Genomic DNA, 20684 nt, shown 5'->3' with positions numbered 1-20684 from the left:
CCGCCTCAGTCCTCGTCCTCGCTGTCGGGTGCAGGGGAGTATGGGGCATCGCGCAGCACGCGTGAAGCCACGCTGGACGAAAAGCCGCGCGAAGCCAGAAAGCGCAGCTGCCTGGCCTTTTCCTTGAGGTCGACGGGCACACTGCCAAAACGCTTGCACCACAGCTCGCGCGCACGCTGCAGCTCGCTGCCGCGCAGCTGCTCGCCCGCCTGGCGCACAGTCTCATCATCAAGCCCTTTGCTGCGCAGATCATGCACCAGACGCGCTGCGCCATAACGGCCGGCCTTGCTGCGCAAGACAGACTCGACCACGCGCTCCACGCTGATGAAGCCCCGCTGCTCCAGCTCGTCGAGCACGGCATTTAGATCGTCGCCCTCCTCCACATGGGCGGCCAGCTTGCGCTGCAGCTCCAGCCGCGAATGCTCGCGCTGCGCCAGCAGCTTCAGGGCGCGGCCCTTGAGTGAAAGTTTGGCAAAGCTCACGACGCATCTCCAGAAACAAAAAGGCGCAGGACGAACCTGCGCAAAGATGGCAAACCTTTTGAGCCATGAGGCCCGCACTCAAACACTGGCGCTCACCAAGCCAGGGACATCAAGCAGGGGCCGCACCCGCAGCGAGGATGTAGTCCCCTTTCGCGAAAGGCGCATGGCGCATGGCGCCTCAGGGTGACTGAATCAACCTTCAATCACGCCGTCCTTGTCCACCTTGCCCTTGCCGCCCTTGGCAGGCTTGGCCTCGGCAGCCGCAGCACCGTCCACGGGCAGCAGCTTGATGCCCAGGCTCTCGCGAACCTTGTTTTCGATCTCAATGGCCAGCGCGGGGTTCTCGCGCAGGAATTCACGCGAGTTGTCGCGGCCCTGGCCGATTTTTTCGCCGTTGTAGGCATACCAGGCACCGCTCTTTTCCAGAATCTTGGCGTTCACGCCCATGTCCAGAATCTCGCCTTCGCGGCTGATGCCTTCGCCAAACAGGATGTCGAACTCTGCCGTCTTGAAGGGGGGCGAGACCTTGTTCTTCACGACCTTGACCTTGGTTTCGTTGCCGATGGCCTCGTCGCCCTTCTTGATGGTGCCGGTGCGGCGGATATCCAGACGCACGGAGGCATAGAACTTCAGCGCATTGCCGCCGGTGGTGGTCTCGGGCGAGCCGAACATCACGCCGATCTTCATGCGGATCTGGTTGATGAAGATGACCATGCAGTTGGTCTTCTTGATGGTGGCCGTCAGCTTGCGCAGGGCCTGGCTCATCAGACGGGCCTGCAGGCCGGGCAGGGCGTCGCCCATCTCGCCTTCGATTTCGGCCTTGGGCGTCAATGCGGCCACCGAGTCGATGACGATCAGGTCCACGGCACCCGAGCGCACCAGGCTGTCGCAGATTTCCAGAGCCTGCTCACCGGTATCGGGCTGGCTGATCAGCACGTCGCTGAGGTTCACGCCCAGCTTCTGGGCATAGCTGGTGTCCAGCGCATGTTCGGCGTCGATAAAGGCGCAGGTGCCGCCCTGCTTTTGCATCTCGGCAATGACCTGCAGCGTCAGCGTGGTCTTGCCCGAGGATTCGGGACCGTAGATTTCGATCACACGGCCACGGGGCAGACCACCTACGCCCAGCGCGATGTCCAGACCCAGGGAGCCGGTGGAAACGACCTGAATGTCTTCGATGGCTTCACCTTCACCGAGCTTCATGATGGTGCCCTTGCCGAACTGCTTTTCGATCTGGGCCAGGGCTGCAGCCAGGGCTTTGGCTTTTTCGCTGTTGGCGTCGTTGGTCTTGGCGATGGCGTTCATATCAGGCTCCGAAGTAGGTGAATGACTGTCTGTGGCCAGTCCTGTTTTTGCATTCAGGCTGGATGCTTGAACAGTAGTTTAGATGCGGATACTGCAGATTGATTTAAATATTTAGTCAGTTTGCCTTACTATTTACCCATGTCAGAAATCGCCCCCGTCACCCCGCCCGCCGATGCCTGGCGCCAGACCCATCTGGGCCGTTTGCTGGGCCATGCCATGCGCCGCTTCGATGCGCGCGTGCTGCAGCTCATGGCGCGTGCAGTGGAGGTGCCGCTGGCGCTATCCAATCTGGCGGCGCGCGACAAGGTAGGAGCGGCCCATATCCACATCACGCGCCATCTGTCGCTGGCTGGCGACCGGCTCACCGATCTGGCCGACAAGGCCGGCATGACCAAGCAGGCCATGGCCGATCTGGTGGCGCAGTGCGAAGCCTGGGGCCTGGTCACGCGCGAGGCCGACCCGCATGATGCGCGCGCCAGGCGCGTGCGCTTCACCGATACGGGTCTGGCCTGGCTGCAGGCTTTTCACGACGCCGTAAGCCAGGCCGAGGCCGAATTTCGCGAGGCCGTGGGCGCGGATGTGGCCACCGTGGTCGCGCTGGGCCTGGAAGCCTATGCCGAAGGCTACTGAGATTCTGTATTGACGCCTTCTTGACGCCTGTAAGCGGCTGTCGAGAATTGCCCCGAACGGCCATGAGCCATCCCTACAATGGCAGCAAAAGTGCAAACAGGCACACATAACAAGCAGGAGACACACATGCGCATACTGATTGCCGAAGACGACCAGGTGCTGGCGGATGGCCTGCTGCGCACGCTGCGCAGCTCGGGCGCCGTCGTCAGCCATGTGGCCAATGGCAGCGAGGCCGATACCGCCTTGCTGACCAGCAGCGAATTCGATTTGCTGATTCTCGATCTGGGCCTGCCAAAGGTGCACGGCCTGGAAGTGCTCAAGCGCCTGCGCGGGCGTGGCGATGCGCTGCCGGTGCTGATTCTCACGGCCGCCGATTCGATCGAAGAGCGCGTACAGGGCCTGGACTATGGTGCCGACGACTACATGGCCAAGCCGTTTGCGCTGTCCGAGCTGGAAGCACGCGTGCGCGCCCTCACGCGTCGCGGCATGGGCGGCGCCAGCTCCACCATCAAGCATGGCCCGCTGGTCTATGACCAGACCGGCCGGGTCGCCACCATAGACGGCAAGATGGTGGAGCTGTCGGCGCGCGAGCTGGGCCTGCTGGAGGTGCTGCTGCAGCGCGCAGGCCGCCTGGTCAGCAAGGACCAGCTGGTGGAGCGCCTGTGCGAATGGGGCGAGGAGGTGAGCAACAATGCCATCGAGGTCTATATCCACCGCCTGCGCAAGAAAATCGAGAAAGGCCCGATCCGCATCGCCACCGTGCGCGGCCTCGGTTACTGCCTGGAAAAGATAGCCCCCCCCTGAGCGGCTTTGCCTAGGCGGCCCCCGCCGCTTCCCCCGAGGGGGACGATGGCCTTTGCTGCGGGGCGGCCCTTGCTGGCCATCCCTGAGTTGGAATACGCCAGTTTTACAAGCATGAAAATTTTTCAGCGTGAGCAGCGATCCCTCTTCGGCGAGATCCTCGACTGGATGCTCACGCCGCTGCTGCTGCTCTGGCCCGTGAGCCTGGCGCTGACCTGGCTGGTGGCCCAGGGCCTGGCCAACAAGCCCTTCGATCGCGCGCTGGAGTACAACGCCCAGGCCCTGGCTCAGCTGGTCATCGTGCAGCGCGGCAAGGTGCAGTTCAATCTGCCTCAGTCGGCCAGCGAGATCCTGCGCGCCGATGAATCGGACACGGTGTTCTTCCAGGTCAGCGGCACCAGGGGCGAATATCTGGCCGGCGAGCGCGACCTGCCGCGCCCGCCCTCCGTCGACGAGGACACGCCCACCGGCTCGGTGCTGCTGCGCGATGAGGAATACAAGGGCATTGACCTGCGCGTGGCCTATATCTGGGTGCGCATGCCGCTGCCCGGCGAGCCCAACGCCCTCGTGCAGGTCGCGGAAACACGCGAAAAGCGCAGCGTGCTGGCCACGGAAATCATCAAGGGCGTGATGCTGCCGCAGTTCGTCATCCTGCCGCTGGCCGCCCTGCTGGTCTGGCTGGCGCTGGCACGCGGCATCAAGCCGCTGCACCGGCTGGAGGAGCGCATCCGCGCGCGCAAGCCCGAGGATCTCTCGCCCATCAATCACAAGGATGTGCCGCTGGAGGTGGTGCCGCTGGTCGATTCGGTCAACGATCTGCTGCAGCGCCTGCATGACTCCATCGCCACGCAAAAACGTTTTCTGGCCGACGCGGCCCACCAGCTCAAGACCCCGCTGGCGGGCCTGCGCATGCAGGCCGACCTGGCCCAGCGCGAGGGCACGAATACCGAAGATCTGAAACGCTCGCTGGCGCAGATCGGCCGCTCAAGCATGCGTGCCACCCATACTGTCAACCAGCTGCTGGCACTGGCGCGCGCCGAGAGCGCCGTGCCCGCCATGCAGGGCTGCAACCTCGTGCGCATCGTCACCGACGTGGTGCAGGACTGCCTGCCGCGCGCCATGGACAAGCACATAGACCTGGGCTACGAGGGTGCCAGCGCCAGCACGCCCGGTGTCTGGCTCAACGGCAATGCCACGCTGCTGGCCGAGCTGGTGCGCAATCTGGTGGACAACGCCATCAACTACACGCCATCGACCAGCGAACAGCCAGGCGTGGTCACCGTGCGCGTGCAGGCCGATCATTTCGGCCAGATTCTGCTGCTGCAAGTCGAGGATTCAGGCCCCGGCGTGCCGCTGGGCGAGCGCGAACTGATATTCCAGCCCTTTTACCGGGCGCTGGGCTCCGAAGCCGACGGCTCCGGTCTGGGCCTGCCCATCGTCATGGAAATCGCCCGTCAGCACGGCGCGCAAGTGCTGCTGCAGGATGCCAGGCCCGCTCATACCCCGCCGGGGGCGCTGTTTACCGTGCGCTTCAAGGCCATGCCCGGACAGCAGTGAAGCGCAACCTAGAAATGCACCAATTCGGTGCCAGTCAAGACTGAGAAGCCGCGCCAGGCTTGGCTTTGCGCCCGTTTGCCCCGATGCGAATATCGGAAACTGCGTATTTGGCAAGTTCTCGCTTACCCTAGAATCAATTCGATCATGGGTTGTCTGAAGAGTCGCTATTTGCGCTCTGCAAGACAGCAATTTGGAATCACTGGATCCTGGGAGCTTTTTGATGCAACGACGTCAATTCATCTACACCGCCGCTGCTGCCGCAGCCGCTTCTTCTTTCTCCGGCATGAGCATGGCGCAGGACACATCGCGTCCTCTGCGCATCGTCGTGCCCTTCCCCGCTGGCGGCCCCACCGACATGGTGCCCCGCAATATGCAGGACGTGCTGATCAAGCTGCTGGGCGGCCAGGCCGTGGTGATTGAAAACAAGGCCGGCGCCGGCGGCTCCATCGGCATGGCAGAAGTGGCTCGCGCCACCGATGGCGTGACTTTCGGTATTGCCACCCTGTCCACCCATGGCGTGAACCCCGCCGTGTTCAAGAAGCTGCCTTACGACGCGATCAACGACTTCGTGGGTGTGACCGAGATCGTCAAGGCCCCCGGCGTGCTGGTGATCAACCCCAAGCTGATTCCCGTGAAGACTTTTGCCGAGTTTGTGGCCTACCTCAAGGCCAACCCCGGCAAGGTGTCCTATGCCACCCCCGGCAACGGCACCATCGGCCATATGTGGGGCGCCCAGTTCCTCAAGAGCACGGGCACCGAAATGCACCACATCCCCTACCGTGGCTCGGCTCCTGCCATCAACGACGTGCTGGGCAACCAGGTTCCCGTGTACTTCGACCAGGTGAACTCGTCCCTGCCCCATATCAAGTCGGGCAAGGTACGCGCCCTGGCCGTGTCCTGGCATGAACGCCTGGACGTGCTGCCCGATGTGCAGACCTATGCGCAGGCCGGTCACCCCGATCTGAACGAGCCTTCCTGGTTCGGCCTGGTGGCCCCCAAGAACACGCCCGCCGCACAAGTGGAACGTGTGCAAAAAGCCATCATTGCCGCACTCAAGGACCCCGCCGTCAAGCAGCGCATGGCTGCTCAAGGCCTGTACCCCTCGGGCACATCGAGCGCCGACTTCACCAAGCAGATCGCCAGCGAAGTGGCCAAGATGAAGAAGCTGGCCGCTGTCGCCAATATTCATCTGGACTAAAAACAGGAGCTGGTTGCGCTTGTCGCAACTTGTTTTCCAATGCAAAAGGCCTGCAAATGCAGGCCTTTCTTGCGATAGCAGCTACGAAAATTACTTGGCACAGGCCTGCAAGGCCTTGGGCACCAGATTCTTGCCGGCCAGCGCCGCCACTTCGTTGCGCAAGGTCGGCGTGGCCTTGGGCAGGCGCAGCGCATAGGTCGTCACATCGGGGCGCTCCTGCACCACACGCGCGGTGCGCACGCCCTGGCGCGCGAAAGTCGCCAGCTGTCGCTGGGCGGCTTCTTCCGTCGAAAAACGCCCCAGCGACAGGCCAGGCTCGAAGCTGCCGCCGGCGCGGTCGAAGTCGATATTCATCAGGCGCAGCTCGCCGCGCTTGCGGTCCATGAATTCGGCGTCCGGGAACTTGCCCATATAGACCATCCAGCGCCCGCCCTGATGGCTGGCCACCAGCTCCCAATCGCTCTTGGACTTGCCCGCCAGCGCACGGCGAATGCTGTCGGCCTGCGCCTCTTCGATACCGTTGGCCTGATAGCAGGTCTCGGGCTCCTTAATGGCGGTCTTGGCATCCTTTGTGTCCTTTGCGTCCTTGGTTTCCCTGGCTGCGACGGTTGCAGCTTCGGGCTTGCCATCCGACTTGCTTTCGGGAGCTGCGGGCGGCGCGCTGTCGTCCACCGCAGGCGCTTCGGGCTCCATAGTCTTTGCCGGTTCAACAGCCGGAGCTTGCGCCGCTTCGGGCTGCTGCAGCACCAGGGCATCCGGCCTGATCTGCTCCTGAAGGCGCTGCGGCTCGGACTGCAACTCCGGCGCCAGCCCCATGCCGGCCAGATAGCCGTGGCTCCACATGTAGTAACCCGCGTTGCCCAGCAGCAAGAGCAGGAAAACGATTCTCAGCATAGGTTTCTCACATCAGTTATCCATGGGCTGCAGCCGCTCGCGGGCAGCCGAGCAAGGGCCTGGGCGGCCCCGCAGCGAGGGCTGCGTCCTTCTCCCCTGGCGCGCAGCGCGTAGAGAGAGGAGGAAGGCGCAAAGCGCCTCAGGAGGTGCTTCATTTCAAGCCTGCAGCGGGCTGCCAGCCGGACGCACGCTGATTTCAGAACTGGTCACGGCTTGCAGCCCGGTCGCTGTACGCACCAGAAAGCCGCCATCGGCAGCCACACCCTGGGCCATGCCGCTAGTGCCGTCGCTCAGATTCACCTCGCGTCCGGCCAGCAGATCGCGCTGGGCAAAGCGCTGCATCAGCGGGGCAAAGCCATGCCGGGCAAAGCTCTGCACCTCGGCCACCAGATTGGGCAATATGCAGGCCAGGGCCGTGGGCGCATCCAGTGCGGCATCAAGCTCCTGCAGGCAGGCCGGGGCCGTGCGCATGCCGTCACCGGGACGGGGACGCACATTGATGCCGATACCGATCACCACATAGCGCGGTGCCGTCATATCGTGCTGTTGGCCGCCGACAAAGCTGGCGGTCTCGATCAGAATGCCGGCCAGCTTGCGGTCGCCCTCCAGCCACAGATCGTTGGGCCATTTGATGCCGATCTTGGGCGCGGCCCCCGCTGCGGGAAGCTGGGGCTGCAGGCTCTCGGCCACGCTCACGCCCACCGCCAATGACAGCCCCGACCAGTCGCGCGGTGCCAGCGGCAGGCCCAGCGAGAACATCAGCGAATCACCGACGCCGCTGACCCAGTTGCGGCCCAGGCGGCCTCGGCCCTGGGTTTGCTGCTCGGCAATCAACAGCACCGGATCCGTCAGCCCGTCGCGCGCGCGGCGCATGAGTTCGGTATTTGAGGAGTCGATGGTCGGCAGCACTTCGACCGTAAAGCCCGGCAACTGCGGTGCTATGGCTTCCCACAAGGCTTCGGCATTCCAGTGAATCGGCTGAGTCATTTTTTATCTATCCAAATCTAAAAACTGGCGCAACGCAAGTCAGAGACGCCAAGCAAGGGCAGCCCCGCAGCGAGGGCGTCGTCCCCTTCCCATAGCGCAAAGTGCGTAGAGAGAAGGGGAAGGCGTGCAGCGCCTCAGGGGATGCTTGCAGGCATCGGCGGCTTCCAGCCCCTTTTCGGCGCCAGCATGGTGCCTCGGCAGTTCGCAGCGCCACAGTAGCAGGCATATTCAGCCTTGAGCTTGGCCGTATAGCGCTCCTCCACCATCAGGCCATAGTCGTAGTTCAGTTCCTCGCCCGCTGCAATATTGCGCAGCGCCACGATATAGACGCGACCGTCGATCTCGTCGGTGTAGCAGTTGGGCGCGCAGCTGTGGTTGATCCAGCGCGAGGAATTGCCCTTGTGCGTGGCATCTATCACCCGCTCATCGTCGACCTGAAAGTAAAAAGTGTGATTGGGCTGGCTGGGATCATGCGGATGACGGTCCTGCGCCTCCTGCCAGTCAATCACTTCACCCACGTACTCAATAATGGTTTCGCCTTCCGCAATATCCTGCGCGGCGAAAACGCCTTTGCCATGAACGCCGGAGCGCCGGGTCTGGATGCGTCGGCCCGTTGAAGAGGCCAGTGATGTGCGGGGCATGTTTTCTCTGATACTTTGAATATGCACACATGTGCGCATGCGCGCGCGTGAGAAGCGAATTGTATGAGCCTGAGTTTCGATTCGGGTTCAGGTGGTTAATGACGACGAGAACACACAATGACTAAAACCCTGGTGATTGCAGAGAAGCCTTCTGTCGCACAGGACATCGTCCGTGCGCTGACCCCGGTGGCAGGCAAGTTCGAAAAACACGATGACTACTTCGAATCCGACAGCTATGTGGTGACCAGTGCGGTCGGCCACCTGGTGGAGATTCAGGCGCCCGAAGAATTCGATGTCAAGCGCGGCAAATGGAGTTTTGCCAATCTGCCGGTCATCCCCCCGCGCTTCGACCTCAAGCCCGTGGACAAGACCAAGACCCGTCTGAACGCCGTGGTCAAGCAGGCCAAGCGCAAGGATGTGACCGAACTCATCAACGCCTGTGACGCGGGCCGCGAGGGTGAGCTGATCTTCCGCCTGATCGAGCAATACGCGGGCGGCGCCAAGGGCGGCCTGGGCAAACCCGTCAAGCGCCTGTGGCTGCAGTCCATGACGCCGCAGGCGATTCGCGACGGCTTCAACAATCTGCGCAGCGATGCCCAGATGCAGGGCCTGGCCAGCGCCGCGCGCAGCCGCTCCGAAGCCGACTGGCTGGTGGGCATCAACGGCACGCGCGCCATGACGGCCTTCAACTCGCGCGACGGCGGCTTCTTCCTGACCACCGTGGGCCGCGTGCAGACACCCACCCTGTCCCTGGTGGTGGAGCGCGAGGAAAAGATCCGCAAATTCGTCAGCCGCGACTACTGGGAAGTGCACGGCACTTTCGACGCCCAGGCCGGCCAGTACCTGGGCAAGTGGTTCAACCCGCAGTGGAAGAAATCGGACGATGCCGAGGCCAAGGCCGACCGCCTGTGGAACAAGGCCGATGCCGAAGCGATTGCCGCCGCCGTGCAGGGCAAGCCGGCCGCCGTCACCGAGGAAAGCAAGCCCACCACCCAGGCTTCGCCCCTGCTGTTCGACCTGACCAGCCTGCAGCGCGAGGCCAACGGCAAGTTCGGCTTCTCGGCCAAGACCACGCTGGCGCTGGCGCAAAGCCTGTACGAGCGCCACAAGGCCCTGACCTACCCACGTACCGACTCGCGCGCCCTGCCCGAGGACTATCTGCCCGTGGCACGCCAGACCTTCGACATGCTGGCCACCAGCGGCATGCGACATCTGGCGCCCTTTGCCCAGCAGGCCATCAACGACAACTACATCCGCCCCACCAAGCGCGTCTTCGACAACAGCAAGGTGTCGGATCACTTTGCCATCATCCCGACCACGCAGGCCCCTTCGGGCCTGTCGGAAGCCGAACAGAAGCTGTACGACCTGGTCGTGCGCCGCTTCATGGCCGTGTTCTTCCCCAGCGCCGAATACCAGGTCACCACACGCATCAGCAAGGTGGAACAGCACAGCTTCAAGACCGAGGGCAAGGTGCTGGTCAAGCCGGGCTGGCTGGCCATCTACGGCAAGGAAGCCGCCAACGAGGTGGAGGACGCCAAGGAAGGCGACAAGGGCCAGCCCCTGGTGGCCGTGCAGCCCGGCGAGCAGCCGCGCACCCACCACGCCGATGTCAAGGGCCTCAAGACCAAGCCGCCGGCACGCTACTCCGAAGCCACGCTGCTGGGCGCCATGGAAAGCGCCGGCAAGCAGATCGACGACGACGAGCTGCGTGAAGCCATGCAGGAAAAAGGCCTGGGCACGCCAGCCACGCGCGCGGCCATCATCGAAGGCCTGCTGACGGAAAAGTACATGCTGCGCGAAGGCCGCGAGCTGATCCCCACGGCCAAGGCCTTCCAGCTGATGACGCTGCTGCGCGGCCTGGAAGTCGAGGAGCTGTGCCGCGCCGACCTGACCGGCGAATGGGAATTCAAGCTGTCGCAGATGGAAAAAGGCCAGCTCTCGCGCGAAGCCTTCATGCAGCAGATCCAGGCCATGACCGAGAAGCTGGTCAAGAAGGCCAAGGAATACGACCGCGACACCATTCCCGGCGACTACGCGACGCTCTCCACGCCCTGCCCCAACTGCGGCGGCGTAGTCAAGGAGAACTACCGCCGCTATGCCTGCACGGGCGCCAATGGCGCCAGCGAAGGCTGCGGCTTCTCGTTCACCAAATCCCCTGCCGGCCGCACCTTCGAGACGGCCGAGGCCGAGCAGCTGCTGCGCGAGCGCCGCATCGGCCCGCTGGAAGGCTTCCGCTCCAAGGCTGGCTGGCCGTTCGTGGCCGAGGTCGCCATCGTGCGTGACGAGGAAAACAGCAACTTCAAGCTGGAATTCGACTTCGGTGACGACAAGGACTCCGAGGACACGGGCGAGATCGTGGACTTTGCCCACCAGCAAAGCCTGGGCCCCTGTCCCAAGTGCGGCTCGCCCGTCTTCGAGCATGGCGCCAACTATGTCTGCTCCAAGGCCGTTCCCACGCTGGCCCAGACCACGCCCAGCTGCGACTTCAAGAGCGGCCAGATCATCCTGCAGCAGCCCATCGAACGCGAGCAGATGAGCAAGCTGCTGCAGACCGGCAAGACCGATCTGCTGGAGAAGTTCGTCTCCAACCGCACGCGCCGCAACTTCAAGGCCTTCCTGGTCTGGGATGGTGCTGCGGGCAAGGTGAACTTCGAGTTCGAGCAGCGCGAAGGCAAATACCCGGCACGCAAGACTGCCGGCGCAGCGGCGGCCAAAACCACGACGGCTGCCGCCAAGAAGACAGGCACGGCGACCAAGAAGACGGCGGCCAAGACAGCGACCAAGACCGCTGCGGTGAAGAAGCCCCGCACCGTGAGCGCCACGCTCAAGCCCAGCGCCGACCTGGCCGCCGTGATCGGCAGCGAACCCACCTCGCGCCCCGACGTGATCAAAAAGCTCTGGGACTACATCAAGGCCAACGGCCTGCAGGACGCCAAGGACAAGCGCGCCATCAACGCCGACGCCAAGCTCAAGCCGGTGTTCGGCAAGGAGCAGATCAGCATGTTCGAGCTGGCCGGCATTGTGGGCAAGCATGTGAGCTGATCGCCAGCCCTGCCGCAATGACCAACCAAGACCGCCACGGCTTGCCGCTGGCGGTCTTTTTCATTTCAGGCAGCGCAGCGCAAGGCGTTCAGATAACCGGATATGGCCGTGTTGGCGCGCTGGCGCAGCAAGTCCAGATCCGGCGGTGCATCGGCGGCCAGATAGCTGTGATTGAACAGGCCGTACAGAATGCACTGGCTCACCCGTGCAGCATCGCGCACCGGGTAGTCCGGGGGCAGATCGACGGCCTGCTCTATGGCTGCGGCCCAGGCATCCACAAAGCGTTCGAACATCTTGCGGTAGGCCTCGGAAGTGGAATAGTGGCGCTCCAGCAGATAGTGGGCACCCCATTCATCTGCCCGCTCGCGGTGCGCCTGCAGCTGTGACTCGATCACCGCCTCGGCAATCTGCATCAGCGGCTGGCCCGAATGACTGCCGGTCACGCCGCGAATGCCCAGCAGCAGCGACTTGGAGCGCAGATGCAGGCAGACCTTGGCCAGGTCTTCCTTGCCCGAGAAGTACTCGTAGAAGCTGCCCAGCCCGGTGCCCGCCACCAGGACGATCTCGCGCACGGTGATTTCCGCGTAACTGCGCTCAAGCAAAAGCCGAACAAAGGCGTCCTGCAGGGCCTGAAACGTCTGCCGCGCGCGGGACTGCAAAGGGCGGCGACGCCCTGCTGTCGCGGTCGAAGGAGTGCGTGGTTTCATGCTGGCCAAATCCGAACACCTTTTTTGCACGGTTTCCTAGAATTTTTGACAGGTACCTCGATGCCATTGTGCATTGCGGCCTGGTGAATAAAAAATTCTTATGAGAGGACGGAGACAAGCATGCACCCTCGTATTTCCACTCCCCTGGCGGCAGTGGCTCTGGCCTGCGCATCACTCGTTCATGCGCAGCCGGCCACGGTGGTGAAAATTGCCTCGCTGGATGCCATGAGCGGCCCCATGGCAGGGCTGGGCCTGAACATACTCAAGAGCTTCCAGTACAGCGCCAAGCTTGCCAACGAGCAAAGCTGGGCCGGTGCCGTGAAGTTCGAGGTCGTTCCCTTCGACAACCGCCTCTCCGCACAGGAGGCGCTGAGCCAGCTCAACTCCATCATCGGACAGAACATCCGCTATGTGGTGCAGGGTGCCAGCTCCTCGGCCGTGGGCCTGGCACTGCAGGAAGCCATCGAAAAGCACAACAGCCGCAACCCCGGCAAGGAAATCATCTACCTGAACTATGCGGCCCAGGCACCGCAGATGACCAATGCCAGGTGCAGCTACTGGCACTTTCGCACCGATGCGAACTCGGACATGAAGGTGGCCGCGCTGACCTCCTATCTGGCCGGGCAAAAGCAGGTGAAGCAGGTCTTTCTGCTCAACCCCAACTATGCCTACGGCCAGGAAGTCTCGCGCGCCGCACGCAGCATGCTGGCGGCCAAGCGCCCCGACCTGAAGATCGTGGGCGATGACTTCCACCCGCTGGGCCAGGTCAAGGATTACTCCCCCTATATCGCCAAGATCAAGCAATCCGGGGCCGATGCCGTCATCACCGCAGACTTCGGTGCAGACCTGGCGCTGATCGTGCGGGCCGCACGCGAAGCTGGCTTGAGCACGGACTTCTACACCCTCAACGGCAACAACTTCGGCGTGCCCAGCGCCATGGGGGCAGCAGGGCAAGGCAGGGTCAAGCTGATCTCGGCCTTCAGCCCCAACTCTGAGCCACTGGCAAGCAACCCGCTGCTGCCGGGCTTCAAGCGCCAGTTCAACGAGGACTTCATCAACGGCCTGGGCCACAACGCCATGCTGATGCTGGCCCAGGCCATTCGCGAGGCCAAGTCCGTGGAACCTGCTGCCGTGGCAGCCAGGATGTCGGGCATGCGCTTCGAGGGCATCAACGGCCCCGTGGAAATGCGCAAGAGCGATCACCAGGCCCAGCAACCCATCCATGTGCTGAGCTGGGAACAAGTGGACAGCAAGGCCGTGGTGCATGACCAGGAAGGAACGGGCCTGGGATGGAAGCCCGTGAGCACGGTTTCCGCACCGGCGGCCAGCCTGGACACCAGCTGCAAGATGAAGCGGCCATCCTGAACCCGCACCCTGGCGGCCCCTGACCGCCAGTTGCGCATGACATAGAAATCACAAAGCCCTGCGCCCTGCTGCGGGCAGGGCCACATAGCAAGGAAGAGACATCATGACTGGCATCCACCCCCATAACCAGGCTCCGGAGCTCAAGGACTACAACGTCTACACCAGCGATCCGGTGCTGCAGCGTGCCGTGACACGCGGCGGCGCACAGTGGCGCGACCCGGAGCTGCAACGCCAGGGCGCGGAATACGGCGCCGAAGCCACGCTGCGCGCCGCAGAAGAAGCCAATCACTTCGAGCCCGAGCTGCACACGCATTCGCCCTCGGGCGACCGTATCGACCAGGTGCGCTTTCACCCTGCATGGCACCAGATGATGACGATTGCACGGCGCAACGGCATCTCCAACCTGCCCTTCACCGACAAGCGGCAGACGGCCTGGGCCGCCTATGGCGCATCGCTGTTCATGCACAGCCAGATCGAGTCCGGCTCAACCTGCCCGACGACCATGACCAAGGCCAGCATTCCGCTGGTGCGCATCAACCCGCAACTCAATGCGGTGCTGGGGCCGCTGCTGGAATCCACCGATTACGACGCGCGCGACATCCCCGCCGAGGGCAAGCGTTCCATCACCGTGGGCATGGGCATGACGGAGCGCCAGGGCGGCAGCGATGTGCGCAGCAACACCACGCGTGCCGTGGCCCTGAACCCATCGGGCAGCAGCGGCCCCTGGGGCGAGGAATACCTGATCACCGGCCACAAGTGGTTCTTCTCGGCCCCCATGTGCGACGGGCATCTGGTGCTGGCCAAGACCGAGGAGCGCGGCCCCACCTGCTTTTTCGTGCCACGCTGGCGGCCCGACGGCAGCAAGAACGCCATTCATATCCAGCGCCTCAAGGACAAGGTGGGCAACCGCTCCAACAGCAGCAGCGAAGTGGAGTTCGACAACGCCTGGGGCGTGCTCATAGGCCAGGAAGGCCGGGGCATTTCCACCATCATCGAAATGGCCACCTACACCCGCCTTGACTGTGCGCTGTCCAGTGCAGGCTTCATGCGCCAGGCCCTGGTCCAGGCCCTGCACTACACGCGCAACCGCCATGCCTTCGGCTTGCCCCTTGTAGAGCAGCCGGTGATGACCGGCCTGCTGGCCGATATGGCATTGGAATCCGAAGCCGCCACCTGGCTGGCCATGGATCTGGCAGCACGCTTTGGCTCCGAAGACGCCCTGGATCAGGCCTGGCGCCGCATCGTCACGCCTGCCGCCAAGTTCTGGAACTGCAAGCGTGCCGTGGGCTACACAGGCGAAGCCATGGAAGTCTTCGGCGGCAACGGCTATGTGGAGACCGGCCCCATGGGGCGCTTGTTCCGCGAAGCACCCGTCAACTCCATCTGGGAGGGGTCGGGCAACGTCATGTGCCTGGATGTGCTGCGCGCCATTGCCCGCAATCCGGACGACGCCCATCTGCTGCTGGACCATTTGCGTGAAGTCGGTTCGGAGGAAGCCGTGCTGCGTGCGCAGGTGGACAAGCTGCGCGAGGCCGTCACCCTGCCCCCGCAGGAGTTGGAGCGCGAAGCGCGCCGCTTCACCCTGCGCCTGGCCACCACGGTGCAAGCCACGCTGATGCTGCAGCATGCGGGCAGCGACAGTGCCTCGGCCTTCATCGGCAGCCGCTTCGACCCGGACTGGGGCCCGGTGGCAGGTGTTGCCTGCGGCAGCAGCGACCCAGCCGCCCTGCTGCGCAATGCCTGGACAGGCTGAGGAGGACGCCAGCAATGATGAATTTCATTTCCCTGCTCGACCAGCAGGCACGCACGCGCCCCGAAAAACTGGCGCTGCGCGCCGACGGCCAGGACTGGAGCTATGCCGCGCTGGCGCAGACCGGCCGCCGAGCCGCCACCGTGCTTTATGAGCAAGGCGTGCGCCAGGGCGACAAGGTAGGCCTGCTGTGCTTCAACACCCCGAGCTTTGTGTTTGCGCTGCTTGGCGCCTGGCGGCTGGGCGCGGTCGTCGTGCCCATCAACCACAAGCTGCAGGCCCCGGAGGTCAGCTACATACTGCGCCACTCGGGTGCCCGCCTATGCCTTGTGGATGGTGCGCGCGCTTCGCTGATCACCGCCATCCAGGCCGAACCACAGCCGCTGGCCGACATACAGTGGCTGAGCACAGCTTCTGCCGCCGAGGGCCTGGACTGCTTCGATGAGCTGCTGGCACAGGCTGCGCCCTGCGGCGACGAGCATGGCCGACCTGCGCCACACGCTCTGGCCGAGATTCTCTACACCTCCGGCACCACGGGCCAGCCCAAGGGCTGCCTGCACAGCCATGCCAATGTCTTCCATGCCGCCCTGTGTGCAGCGGCAGCCACCTCGCTGGCGCCCACGGAGCGCACGCTGATCGCCATGCCCATCTGGCACTCGTCTCCACTGAACAACTGGTTCCTGGGCACCTTGCTCATGGGCGGCACCGCCGTGCTGATGCGCGAATATGCGCCCAGGGAGTTTCTGGAGACGCTGGCGCAGGAACGCATCAGCTTCACCTTTGGCGCACCGATTGCCTTTCTGGCTCCGCTGGCCATGGTGCCCGATGTGGCCAGCTACGACTTCAGCGCCATGCGATTGTGGGCCTACGGCGGTGGCCCTCTGGGCGCGGACATGGCACGCAAGCTGGCTCAGGTCTATCGCAGCGACCGCTTCATGCAGGTCTATGGCATGACCGAATCGGGCCCGCTGGGCACCGTGCTCTATCCCGAAGAAGCCGTGGCCAAGGCAGGCTCCATAGGTCGCTGCGCCATACCCGGCGTTGAACTGGAAGTGCGCCGTCAGGACGGCAGCCTGTGCAGCTCCGGCGAAGTGGGAGAGATCTGCCTGCGCTCTGCGGCCATGATGCAAGGCTATCTGGACAACCGCGAGGCCACGGCCGCCGTGCTGGACGACCAGGGCTGGTATCGCAGCGGCGACCTGGCGCGCGTGGACGAGGACGGCTATCTCTACATCGTGGACAGACTCAAGGACATGATCGTCACCGGCGGCGAGAACGTCTACTCCAAGGAAGTGGAAGACGTGCTCTGCACCCACCCCGATGTGCAGGACGTGGCCGTCATCGGCCGCCCTCATCCCGAATGGGGCGAGACCGTGGTGGCAGTGCTGACCCTCAAGCCCGGCAAGACGCCGGACCATGAGGATCTGCGCCAGTTCATGGAGACCAGGCTGGCTCGCTACAAGATTCCGCGCATCTTTGAAGTCCGTGACGCGCTGCCACGCACCGCGACCGGCAAGCTGCTCAAGCACATGCTGCGCGGCAGCACGACCAGCCACTGAGGTCAAAGGCAGGCGGCGCTTTTCGTCGGGGCCGACGATGCATGCGCCGCCGCTGGGTAACACGGATGACATGGACGGGTCTTTGCAATCCGCTATAAGCAGTGATATGCAACTGAACCACGACCTGCTGACGGAGCGCCCAGCGCGCCAAGTCTCTCTCTCGGGAGCCTCCAATTTCCGTGATCTGGGCGGATATCGGGGCCTGGACGGCCGCCGCCTGCAATGGGGCAAGCTGTACCGCTCCGCCCATCTGGCGCATCTGACGCAGCAGGACCTGGAACAGCTGCAAAAGCTGGGCATCCACCGCAGCGCGGACTTTCGCGGCGAAGGTGAAAGCGCGCATCTATCCTATGACTGGCCCAGGATCGAACGCCATGCCCTGGTCGTCGAGCCCACGGTAGTGCAGCGCGCCCAGTCCATGATGGAGCAGGGCCGCAACCTCAGCAGCCGCGATACCGAGGAGCTGATGCATGACACCTACCGCAGCTTTGTGAACGTGTACGGCAATCGCTTTGCACAGTTCCTCGCGCTGCTGCAGCTCAGCGATGCGCCGCTGGTCTTTCACTGCACGGCCGGCAAGGACCGCACGGGCTGGGCCGCTGCCCTGCTGCTGACGGCGCTGGGTGTGGACGAGGAGCAGATCATGGAAGACTATCTGCTGACCAATCAATACTTCAGACGCCCCGCCCAGATGTACGGCCAGCTGTCCGAAGAGGCTCTGGACGCGCTGTGGCGCGTGCAGCCGTCCTACCTGATGGCCTCGGTCGATGTGGTGCGCGCCCAGCATGGCAGCGTGGACCGCTATCTGACACAGGTTCTGGGTATAGACGGTGCTGCACGCGAGCGGCTGGCCGAGCTGTATCTGGAGACCTGATCAAATTTGATAGCTGCCAATGCTTATCCTGAATTGGTTTCATACCAATTTCAGGCATAACAAGCTGTTACGGCAGGGTATCTTCGGCCCGCTACCATGGGCCATAAGCCGCAATGGATGCGGACAAGGAAATGCAGATGCGCAAATGGCTCACCCTGGCCGCAGCAGCCGCCACGCTGGCGCTGACGGCCTGCTCCGGCACCATGCCGGCCTCCTCCAGTTCCAGCGGCTCCGGCGGCGTGGAAATCTTTGGCACGGTGGACACAGGCGTCAGCCGCACCTGGTAAGCCCCGCCGCAGGCACAAAAAAGCCCGCCGTGCTCCATGCACGGCGGGCTTTTGTTTTTACCGCGTAATTAACGGCTGACGTTGGCGTCGGCCACGGTCAGCGCCGTCATGTTCACGATACGGCGTACCGTGGTGCTGGGAGTCAGCACATGCACGGGCTTGGCCGCACCCAACAGCACCGGGCCCACGGCAATGCCGCCGCCGGCAGCCTGCTTGAGCAGGTTGTAGCTGATGTTGGCGGCGTCGATGTTGGGCGACACCAGCAGGTTGGCATCCCCCAGCAGCGTGCTGTTGGGCATGAGCTTGGCGCGGGCCTTGCCGTCCAGGGCCACATCGCCGTGCATTTCGCCATCCACTTCCAGCCAGGGCGCCTGCTCGCGCAGCAGCTCCAGGGTCTGGCGCATCTTGACGGCGCTGGGCTGGTTGCTGGAGCCGAAGTTGGAGTGGCTCAGCAGCGCAGCCTTGGGCTTGATGCCGAAGCGCATCATTTCCTCGGCGGCCATGATGGTGATCTCGGCCAGTTGCTCGGCCGTGGGGTCGTAGTTGACGTGGGTGTCCACCAGGAACACCTGGCGCTCGGGCAGCAGCAGGCCGTTCATGCAGGCATAGGTGGCCACGCCGCTGCGCTTGCCGATGACCTGATCGATGTAGTTCAGGTGCACATTGGTGTTGTTCCAGGTGCCGCAGATCAGGCCGTCGACCTCGCCCTTGTGCAGCAGCATGGAGCCGATCAGCGTCAGGCGGCGGCGCATTTCGATCTTGGCGATGGGCGCGGTGATGCCCTTGCGCTCCGTCATGCGGTGATAGCTCTGCCAGAAGTCGCGGTAGCGCTCGTCATGCTCGACGTTGACCACGTCGTAGTCGGCGCCTTCCTTCATGCGCAGGCCGAACTTCTCGATGCGCTGGGCAATGATGGCGGGGCGGCCGATCAGTGTCGGGCGGGCAATGCGTTCGTCCACCACGATCTGGGCCGCGCGCAGGATGCGCTCTTCCTCGCCCTCGGCATAGGCCACGCGCTTCTTGGTGGCCTTCTTGGCGGCGTGCACGATGGGCTTCATCATGGTGCCGGAGGCGTATACAAAGGTCTTCAGATGCTCGCGATAGGCATCCATGTCCTGGATGGGGCGCTTGGCCACACCGGCTTCGGCCGCAGCCTGGGCCACGGCGGGCGCCACGATCAGCATCAGGCGCGGATCGAAGGGCTTGGGAATCAGGTACTCGGGGCCGAAGCTCAGCACCTCGCCCACATAGGCGGCTGCCACTTCTTCGGACTGCTCGGCCTGGGCCAGCGCGGCAATCGCATGCACGCAGGCGATCTCCATCGAGGTGGTGATGGTGGTCGCACCGCAGTCCAGCGCACCACGGAAGATGTAGGGGAAGCACAGGACGTTGTTGACCTGGTTGGGGTAGTCCGTGCGGCCCGTGGCGATGATGGCGTCGTCGCGCACAGCCTTCACATCTTCAGGAATGATTTCCGGGTTGGGGTTGGCCAGCGCGAAGATGATGGGCCTGGCCGCCATCTTCTTGACCATGTCCTGCTTGAGCACGTTGCCGGCGGACAGGCCCAGGAAGGCGTCGGCGCCCTCGATCACCTCACCCAGCGTGCGCAGCTCGGTCTTCTGGGCAAACAGCGCCTTGTCCGGATCCATCAGCTCGGTACGGCCCTCGTAGACCACGCCGGCAATGTCGGTCACGAACACGTTCTCGCGCTTCAGGCCCACTTCCAGCAGCAGGTTCAGGCAGGCCAGAGCCGCGGCGCCGGCGCCCGAAGCCACCAGCTTGACCTCTTCGATCTTCTTGCCCGCGACCTTGAGCGCGTTGACCATGGCCGCTGCCACGGTGATGGCCGTGCCGTGCTGGTCGTCGTGGAAGACGGGAATGTTCATGCGCTTGCGCAGCTCGCGCTCCACAAAGAAGCACTCGGGTGCCTTGATGTCTTCAAGGTTGATGGCGCCGAAGGTGGGCTCCAGCGCAGCAATCACGTCGACCAGCTTTTGCGGATCCTTCTCGTCGATTTCGATATCGAACACATCGACGCCGGCGAACTTCTTGAACAGCACGCCCTTGCCCTCCATCACGGGCTTGGAGGCCAGCGCACCGATGTCGCCCAGGCCCAGCACTGCCGTGCCGTTGGAGATCACGCCCACCAGGTTGCCGCGGCTGGTGTATTTGAAGGCCGCAGCGGGGTCCTTGACGATTTCCTCGCAGGGCGCAGCCACGCCGGGTGAGTAGGCCAGGGCCAGATCATGCTGATTGGCCATGGGCTTGGTTGCCGTGATGGCCACCTTGCCGGGCTTGGGGAACTCGTGATACTCCAGTGCCGCCTGACGCAGCAACGCACGTTTATCAATCGAGGTAATGGGCTTGGTGTCGGACATCAGCGGTCTCCAGCTCGCAAAGTAAGTCATCCGCAGTAAGGACTCTCTATGGGCACACAGCCCGGCCCCTGCGCTCCTGCGGACGATGAAATCGGATTTTGGATTGTAGGCCGAGTGCTATCAAAAAAAGAGGGGGTGCAGCTCGGCGTTTAAGGTCAAACAGCCATGACTGTTCAATAACAATGCAAACAAAATCATAACATTATGCGAACAATGCATAACACATGGAG

17 protein-coding genes are annotated in these 20684 nt (G+C 63.5%); 10 read left to right on the top strand and 7 right to left on the bottom strand.

Features of this window, described 5'->3' with window-relative positions; translation table 11 throughout:
• Positions 1–5: 5 nt before the first annotated feature.
• Together recX and recA are read right to left on the bottom strand one after the other, a co-directional pair.
• Positions 6–482 carry a recombination regulator RecX gene (gene recX, locus JAO85_RS11240; protein ID WP_034351075.1) on the bottom strand — a complete coding sequence of 159 codons (477 nt, stop codon included), beginning with the start codon at positions 480–482 and terminating at the stop codon, positions 6–8.
• Positions 483–674: 192 nt separating this feature from the next.
• On the bottom strand, positions 675–1784 hold the full coding sequence (gene recA, locus JAO85_RS11235) for a recombinase RecA (RefSeq protein WP_003072158.1): 1110 nt from the start codon (positions 1782–1784) through the stop codon (positions 675–677).
• Positions 1785–1922: 138 nt separating this feature from the next.
• Here recA and JAO85_RS11230 point away from each other — a divergent pair, with 138 nt between their 5' ends.
• The 4 genes from JAO85_RS11230 to JAO85_RS11215 all read left to right on the top strand — a co-directional run bounded on the left by JAO85_RS11230 (position 1923) and on the right by JAO85_RS11215 (position 5970).
• Positions 1923–2414 (top strand): MarR family winged helix-turn-helix transcriptional regulator, encoded by a 492-nt coding sequence (locus JAO85_RS11230; protein ID WP_039050367.1) that lies wholly within the window; start codon positions 1923–1925, stop codon positions 2412–2414.
• Between the two features lie 126 nt (positions 2415–2540).
• A complete protein-coding gene (locus JAO85_RS11225) occupies positions 2541–3218 on the top strand; it encodes a response regulator transcription factor (RefSeq protein WP_003064757.1) in 678 nt (225 codons plus the stop codon).
• Positions 3219–3329: 111 nt separating this feature from the next.
• Complete coding sequence (locus JAO85_RS11220; protein WP_039050368.1) at positions 3330–4772, top strand: sensor histidine kinase; 1443 nt, start codon at positions 3330–3332, stop codon at positions 4770–4772.
• A 220-nt stretch (positions 4773–4992) separates the two neighbouring features.
• Positions 4993–5970, top strand: coding sequence for a tripartite tricarboxylate transporter substrate binding protein (locus JAO85_RS11215; protein WP_003064761.1), 978 nt, complete (start codon positions 4993–4995; stop codon positions 5968–5970).
• A 90-nt stretch (positions 5971–6060) separates the two neighbouring features.
• Here the strand turns inward: JAO85_RS11215 and JAO85_RS11210 are convergent, their stop codons facing one another.
• The 3 genes from JAO85_RS11210 to JAO85_RS11200 all read right to left on the bottom strand — a co-directional run bounded on the left by JAO85_RS11210 (position 6061) and on the right by JAO85_RS11200 (position 8492).
• Positions 6061–6864, bottom strand: a complete 804-nt coding sequence (locus tag JAO85_RS11210; protein WP_003064762.1) for a hypothetical protein — start codon at positions 6862–6864, stop codon at positions 6061–6063.
• Between the two features lie 156 nt (positions 6865–7020).
• Entirely contained in the window at positions 7021–7851 is an 831-nt protein-coding gene (locus tag JAO85_RS11205; RefSeq protein WP_003064764.1) for a biotin--[acetyl-CoA-carboxylase] ligase, read from the bottom strand.
• 134 nt (positions 7852–7985) lie between these two features.
• Positions 7986–8492 (bottom strand): SET domain-containing protein, encoded by a 507-nt coding sequence (locus JAO85_RS11200; protein ID WP_003064766.1) that lies wholly within the window; start codon positions 8490–8492, stop codon positions 7986–7988.
• Between the two features lie 117 nt (positions 8493–8609).
• On the opposite strand from JAO85_RS11200, the gene JAO85_RS11195 reads away from it, so the two are divergent.
• Positions 8610–11534, top strand: a complete 2925-nt coding sequence (locus JAO85_RS11195) for a DNA topoisomerase III (protein ID WP_202788098.1) — start codon at positions 8610–8612, stop codon at positions 11532–11534.
• 65 nt (positions 11535–11599) lie between these two features.
• Here JAO85_RS11195 and JAO85_RS11190 read toward each other — a convergent pair whose 3' ends face one another.
• Complete coding sequence (locus JAO85_RS11190) at positions 11600–12193, bottom strand: TetR/AcrR family transcriptional regulator (protein ID WP_012840373.1); 594 nt, start codon at positions 12191–12193, stop codon at positions 11600–11602.
• A 168-nt stretch (positions 12194–12361) separates the two neighbouring features.
• On the opposite strand from JAO85_RS11190, the gene JAO85_RS11185 reads away from it, so the two are divergent.
• From JAO85_RS11185 to JAO85_RS11165, 5 genes are all read left to right on the top strand, one after another.
• Entirely contained in the window at positions 12362–13606 is a 1245-nt protein-coding gene (locus tag JAO85_RS11185; protein WP_202788097.1) for a branched-chain amino acid ABC transporter substrate-binding protein, read from the top strand.
• A gap of 103 nt (positions 13607–13709) precedes the next feature.
• Positions 13710–15359 carry an acyl-CoA dehydrogenase family protein gene (locus JAO85_RS11180; RefSeq protein ID WP_202788096.1) on the top strand — a complete coding sequence of 550 codons (1650 nt, stop codon included), beginning with the start codon at positions 13710–13712 and terminating at the stop codon, positions 15357–15359.
• Between the two features lie 14 nt (positions 15360–15373).
• Positions 15374–16915 (top strand): class I adenylate-forming enzyme family protein, encoded by a 1542-nt coding sequence (locus tag JAO85_RS11175; RefSeq protein WP_202788095.1) that lies wholly within the window; start codon positions 15374–15376, stop codon positions 16913–16915.
• A gap of 106 nt (positions 16916–17021) precedes the next feature.
• Positions 17022–17789, top strand: coding sequence for a tyrosine-protein phosphatase (locus JAO85_RS11170; protein ID WP_034351093.1), 768 nt, complete (start codon positions 17022–17024; stop codon positions 17787–17789).
• 137 nt (positions 17790–17926) lie between these two features.
• Entirely contained in the window at positions 17927–18076 is a 150-nt protein-coding gene (locus JAO85_RS11165; protein ID WP_172415137.1) for a hypothetical protein, read from the top strand.
• A gap of 68 nt (positions 18077–18144) precedes the next feature.
• Here the strand turns inward: JAO85_RS11165 and JAO85_RS11160 are convergent, their stop codons facing one another.
• Entirely contained in the window at positions 18145–20454 is a 2310-nt protein-coding gene (locus tag JAO85_RS11160) for an NADP-dependent malic enzyme (RefSeq protein ID WP_012840379.1), read from the bottom strand.
• Positions 20455–20684 lie beyond the last annotated feature (230 nt).

Origin of the sequence: Comamonas sp. NyZ500 (assembly GCF_016772095.1) — a bacterium.
Classification (GTDB): domain Bacteria; phylum Pseudomonadota; class Gammaproteobacteria; order Burkholderiales; family Burkholderiaceae_C; genus Comamonas; species Comamonas thiooxydans.
This window is presented reverse-complemented; position numbering and strand designations above follow the sequence as displayed.

Bases quoted from the DNA above. Each gene is read 5' to 3' on its own strand.
- JAO85_RS11200 (WP_003064766.1), bottom strand. From the start codon at position 8,492: ATGCCCCGCACATCACTGGCCTCTTCAACGGGCCGACGCATCCAGACC.
- JAO85_RS11185 (WP_202788097.1), top strand. From the start codon at position 12,362: ATGCACCCTCGTATTTCCACTCCCCTGGCGGCAGTGGCTCTGGCCTGC.
- JAO85_RS11175 (WP_202788095.1), top strand. From the start codon at position 15,374: ATGATGAATTTCATTTCCCTGCTCGACCAGCAGGCACGCACGCGCCCC.
- JAO85_RS11215 (WP_003064761.1), top strand. From the start codon at position 4,993: ATGCAACGACGTCAATTCATCTACACCGCCGCTGCTGCCGCAGCCGCT.
- JAO85_RS11170 (WP_034351093.1), top strand. From the start codon at position 17,022: ATGCAACTGAACCACGACCTGCTGACGGAGCGCCCAGCGCGCCAAGTC.
- recA (WP_003072158.1), bottom strand. From the start codon at position 1,784: ATGAACGCCATCGCCAAGACCAACGACGCCAACAGCGAAAAAGCCAAA.
- JAO85_RS11180 (WP_202788096.1), top strand. From the start codon at position 13,710: ATGACTGGCATCCACCCCCATAACCAGGCTCCGGAGCTCAAGGACTAC.
- JAO85_RS11225 (WP_003064757.1), top strand. From the start codon at position 2,541: ATGCGCATACTGATTGCCGAAGACGACCAGGTGCTGGCGGATGGCCTG.
- JAO85_RS11165 (WP_172415137.1), top strand. From the start codon at position 17,927: ATGCGCAAATGGCTCACCCTGGCCGCAGCAGCCGCCACGCTGGCGCTG.
- JAO85_RS11210 (WP_003064762.1), bottom strand. From the start codon at position 6,864: ATGCTGAGAATCGTTTTCCTGCTCTTGCTGCTGGGCAACGCGGGTTAC.
- JAO85_RS11205 (WP_003064764.1), bottom strand. From the start codon at position 7,851: ATGACTCAGCCGATTCACTGGAATGCCGAAGCCTTGTGGGAAGCCATA.
- JAO85_RS11160 (WP_012840379.1), bottom strand. From the start codon at position 20,454: ATGTCCGACACCAAGCCCATTACCTCGATTGATAAACGTGCGTTGCTG.
- JAO85_RS11195 (WP_202788098.1), top strand. From the start codon at position 8,610: ATGACTAAAACCCTGGTGATTGCAGAGAAGCCTTCTGTCGCACAGGAC.
- JAO85_RS11220 (WP_039050368.1), top strand. From the start codon at position 3,330: ATGAAAATTTTTCAGCGTGAGCAGCGATCCCTCTTCGGCGAGATCCTC.
- JAO85_RS11230 (WP_039050367.1), top strand. From the start codon at position 1,923: ATGTCAGAAATCGCCCCCGTCACCCCGCCCGCCGATGCCTGGCGCCAG.